Raw genomic sequence first — 4,559 nt, forward strand, 5'->3', positions numbered from 1 at the left:
TATTAAAAATTTACCTATAAATATATAAAAATTTTAGATTTAAATTTTAGATTTATATATAATATTTAATATTAATGGAGACTAATCTTATGACTGAAATAGGTAAAAAAATTCGTTTAGAAAGGATTTTCAATAGAAAAACCGGAAGAACCGTAATTGCTCCTATGGACCATGGTGTATCAAGTGGTCCTATCAAAGGAATAATTAATATGGATGAGACTGTTGAAAGCATTTCCCAAGGTGGAGCAAATGCAATATTGATGCACAAAGGTATTGTAGGACTCGGACACAGAGGATACGGTAAGGATATCGGTCTTATTGTACACTTGTCTGCAAGTACTTCCTTAAGCCCAGATCCAAACAATAAGGTAACTGTAACCAGTGTTGAAAAAGCAATCCAATTAGGTGCAGATGCAGTGTCCGTGCATGTAAACATCGGTTCTGAAACAGAACCTGAAATGCTTATGGAGCTTGGTGAAATATCTGAAACCTGCAGTTACTGGGGAATTCCACTTTTAGCGATGATGTACCCAAGAGGACAAAAAGTGGAAGATGAACATGATGTGGAAATGGTAAAGCATGCAGCACGTGTAGGTTCCGAACTTGGTGTTGATATCGTAAAAACCAATTATACCGGTGACCCTGATACCTTTAAGGAAGTAGTTGATGGTGCATTGGTTCCTGTAGTCATTGCAGGAGGACCTAAAGTGGAAACCGATAGGGAACTTTTAGAAATGGTTAGAGATTCCCTTGAAGTAGGAGGAGCAGGTGTAGCATTTGGAAGAAACCTTTTCCAAGCTGAAAACCCTGGAAAAATAACTAAAGCTATTGCAGAAGTAGTTCATAATGATATGGACGTAGAAGATGCTTTAAAAATCCTCAAAGGTTAAATAATTATAATAAATTAAGCTTATTGCAAATAGTTTTTATCTATGCTTAACGATTAATAATAAATTTAAAGGAGATTAAAATTGTCAAATAAATTCGCTTGGATTATGTCCCCTAAAGCAAGTTGGGACGATAAGAAAGAATTGATCACAACAGCACTCGAATCAGGAATCGATTACGTTCTTGATATAGAAGACAGTGAAAACATCCGAAAGGTAGGAAATTTCAAAATCATTTCCGATGAAGAGGATGCTGACATATATTTAGTTGGAATGGATGGTGAAGGAGATGGAACTCTTGAACTGAATGACAACTTAAATGAATCAGCAGACCTTGCTAAAGCAAATGAAGCTAAAAACTCTGGAAAAACTGTCTGTGCCTATATAGTCATTACCGATAAATTGCATGAGCAATTGGCTGTGACCTTAGGCAGAGTTGTTGATTATATAATCCTTGTAGCAACCGATTGGACAATCATTCCCCTTGAAAACATCATTGCAGACTTGCAAAAGGAAAATGTGAACATCATAGCTGCGGTAAAAACCGCCGATGATGCAAAAGTGGCTATGGAAACATTGGAAGTAGGTACAGATGGTGTAATATTCGAACCACAGGAATTTGCACAAATCAAGGATATTGCAAATCTTATTGATGAGCTTTCAACAGAAAGCTACAAATTGATGGATTTGACAATTACCAATGTGGAACCTGTAGGTTCAGGAGACAGAGTCTGTATAGATACAACAACCATGATGAAGCCTGGAGAAGGAATGCTCATAGGTTCCTATTCAAAGGCAATGTTTTTTATTCACAGTGAAAGCCTTGAAAGCGAATATGTGGCTTCAAGACCTTTTAGAGTGAATGCAGGTCCTGTTCAAGCTTATGTTATGGTGCCTGGAAACAAGACAAGATACTTGTCAGAGCTTGAAACCGGTGATGAGGTATTGATCGTTGATGCGGATGGAAAAACCAAAAAGTCCATTGTAGGCAGATCCAAAATAGAAAAGAGACCACTTCTTTTGATTGAAGCGGAATTTGAAGATATGAAAATCAAATCATTGGTTCAAAATGCAGAAACAATAAGATTAGTCGATGAAAATGGAGAACCTATTTCCGTTTCAGTTTTAGAACCTGGAATGAAGGTCAAAGGATTTATTGACGATAGCGCAAGACATTTTGGTATGGCTATTGATGAGCAGATCATTGAACAATAACTTTTTTTAGATTCTTAAGGGCAATCGCTCTTAAATCATTTTTTTTAATTTTTTTTTATCTATTTTTACTTTTTTTTAACAAATTTAAATCTATATTATAACAAGATTGTTATAATATTATAATGATTTTAAATCAATATTAAGGTTAAATAATAATTTTTAAAGATTTATATTAAAAATAAACTATAAATAAAAGGAATTATATATTTTTATACCTAAATGTAAACTCTTTAAGTCCAGGAGGTGATATTATGCATTTTTGCTGTATTGCCATGAATTGGATTCAGGATATTATTGAAGAAAATTCTTCTTGGCAAATCCTAAAAAAGGAGGGTCATTATGTCTGCCCGATCAAAGATTTGGTTGGCACTGGTTGTGTATCTCATTTATTTGTGGTGCATGGCCTTTATAATCATAATGATTGTATACAAATTGTTATGAGGTCATAATGCCCTTTAAATTGTAGGAAAAAACTTTATTACAAGATTTTGTTTTTAAACAACTCCCTAAGTTGTTCTTGAGTTTCCTTTGGCTTGTAAAGTTCACATCCTGCAATTTATAAACATTTAAAAAAGTTTAAATATTATTTCATTTATATTCATTAGTAGAGTTTAAAAAGTTTATTCATTAAACTTTTTGACCCAAACCTTTTTTATGGATTTACAATATCTATCTTAGGGATTGCAGGATTTTATCCTGCAATGTAGATATTGGGAATGATTTGAATCTTAATCCATTAGGATTAGATTCATAAATCATTTTTTTAAAAAATAAAAAAATATAACTATTGCTCTTTTTTTTTACAATTTAACGAAGATAATGGACTTTTTCCTTATCGATATCATCAAGGCTGTAAGCTTCCATATGCCCATCTTCAATTCCCAAAGCCAATATTCCAACTATTCTAAAGTAATCATCAATTCCTAAAATGTCACGTACAAGGTCTTCTGATGATTCTCCCAATTTGGATTTTCTTAAATGTAGTTGAATCCAGCAGCTTCCAACATCCTGTTCTGCAGCCATCAAATGCATGAATGCTAAAGCTATTGATGAATCTTCAATCCATGTATCTGAAATCTCGCTGTTTGCAATTACAGCTATTGCCCTATTTGCATCCTTTACAAATGAAGCTCCAAATGCTTTTGATTCGCTTATTTTCTTTAATGTGTCCTTGTTTTCAATAACTAAAAAATTGCATGGCTTCAGGTTTCTGCTTGTTGGGGCAAGGAGTCCTGCTTGCAGGATCTTGTTCATCTTTTCATTCGGAATCTCTTCATTAGTATATTTTCTCACACTTCTTCTTTTTAGCATTACATCCAATAAATCCATTTTATCATCCTTAAAATTAGTTGTTTGTTTATTTCTTAAATTGATTTTTATAGTTTATCATATTAAACTTTTTATAAAATAGAAATAACTATTAATTAAGATAAATAAACTATATTATATCAATATTTGATTTATGATTAAAATTATTCATTTAAATTAAACTTATAGGAATTATTATCATGAATAGCGAAGAATTATTTAAAATAAGTAAAACCATCACTCCTGGAGGAGTTAACTCTCCAGTACGTGCTTTTGAACCATATCCATTCTTTGTAAAGGAAGCGAAAGGTTCTCACATCAAAGACATTGATGGAAACGATTATGTTGACCACTGTTTGGCTTATGGTCCTATATTGCTTGGTCATAGTGACGATGATGTCATGAATGACGTTTATGCACAGATGCAAAAGGGAACCGCTTATGGTGCACCTACTGAAAACGAGGTTAAATTGGCTCAGGAAATTATCGATAGGGTTCCATGTGCTGAGATGGTTCGTTTCGTAAACTCTGGAACTGAAGCTACAATGGCTGCAATAAGACTTGCAAGAGGATTTACAGGCAGGGATAAGATAGTCAAGTTTGAAGGATCTTATCATGGAGCTCATGACTATGTGCTTGTAAAATCAGGTTCCGGTGCAGCATGTCTTCCTGATTCAGCTGGAATTCCAATGGAAACAACCCAAAACACTCTTTCTGTTCCATTCAATGATGTTGATGCATTGACCAAATTGATTGATGAGGAAGGAGAAAACATTGCCTGCATTATCGTAGAGCCTGTTATGGGAAATATCGGTTGTGTAGAGCCTACAGTCAAATTCCTTAAATTCCTAAGGGAAATTACCGAGGAAAATGACATTGTTTTGATCTTTGATGAAGTTATCACTGGTTTTAGAGTCTCTCGTGGAGGAGCTCAAGAGTATTATGGAGTCAAGCCTGATTTAGTAACCTTTGCTAAAATATTAGGTGGAGGATTCCCAATTGGTGCTTATGCAGGTAAAAAGGAAATCATGGAAATGATTGCACCTAACGGTAAGGTTTATCAAGCTGGAACCTTTAGCGGAAACCCTATTTCAGTTCAAGCAGGTCTTTCAACATTGGCAAAACTTGATTATCCATTTTATGGCAATT

General features: G+C 34.1%; 4 protein-coding genes. 3 read left to right on the forward strand and 1 reads right to left on the reverse strand.

All coding sequences use genetic code 11. The features are described from left to right. Window positions 1-89 precede the first annotated feature (89 nt). Together ACKI67_RS07465 and ACKI67_RS07470 are read left to right on the forward strand one after the other, a co-directional pair. Entirely contained in the window at window positions 90-890 is an 801-nt protein-coding gene (locus ACKI67_RS07465) for a 2-amino-3,7-dideoxy-D-threo-hept-6-ulosonate synthase (RefSeq protein WP_407462851.1), read from the forward strand. A gap of 81 nt (window positions 891-971) precedes the next feature. Then, complete coding sequence (locus tag ACKI67_RS07470; RefSeq protein WP_407462852.1) at window positions 972-2,102, forward strand: 3-dehydroquinate synthase II; 1,131 nt, start codon at window positions 972-974, stop codon at window positions 2,100-2,102. Between the two features lie 807 nt (window positions 2,103-2,909). Here the strand turns inward: ACKI67_RS07470 and ACKI67_RS07475 are convergent. After that, the gene (locus ACKI67_RS07475; protein ID WP_407462853.1) at window positions 2,910-3,431 is read right to left on the reverse strand and encodes a nitroreductase family protein; all 522 of its coding nucleotides are present in this window, start codon (window positions 3,429-3,431) and stop codon (window positions 2,910-2,912) included. A 179-nt stretch (window positions 3,432-3,610) separates the two neighbouring features. Here ACKI67_RS07475 and ACKI67_RS07480 point away from each other — a divergent pair. After that, the coding region (locus ACKI67_RS07480) for a glutamate-1-semialdehyde 2,1-aminomutase (protein WP_407462855.1) at window positions 3,611-4,559 on the forward strand (949 nt) is incomplete at its 3' end.

Source organism: Methanobrevibacter sp., from assembly GCF_045577275.1.
Classification (GTDB): Archaea; Methanobacteriota; Methanobacteria; order Methanobacteriales; family Methanobacteriaceae; genus Methanobrevibacter.